The following is a 245-nucleotide window of genomic DNA, read 5'->3' as shown; positions in this document are numbered from 1 at the left end:
ACCAGGACGTTGATAGGTCAGGTGTGTAAGCGCAGTAATGCGTTCAGCTAACTGATACTAATTGCCCGTAAGGCTTGATCCTATAACAAGTCTGCCTTGTAGATCGGCGCCGTGCGACAGCACTGGCCGCGATCCAGAGCGACAAGTTGGATTCTCGTGTGTGATACACACAACTCAAAATTACTGCTTCTTCCAAGATTGGTTGTGCTGCGAAGCCAGCGCAACAACCCTCTTTGCCTGATGAC

The 245-nt window shown here is 50.2% G+C and carries 1 rRNA gene; it reads left to right on the top strand.

The features are described 5' to 3' along the window. A 23S ribosomal RNA gene (locus tag DPV79_RS41850) occupies window positions 1-82 on the top strand; the annotation flags it as partial. Window positions 83-245: the final 163 nt, after the last annotated feature.

Source organism: Burkholderia reimsis, assembly GCF_003294055.1.
GTDB lineage: Bacteria > Pseudomonadota > Gammaproteobacteria > Burkholderiales > Burkholderiaceae > Burkholderia > Burkholderia cepacia.
The sequence above is the reverse complement of the archived record's forward strand: the minus strand, read 5'-3'. Positions and strand labels throughout refer to the sequence as shown.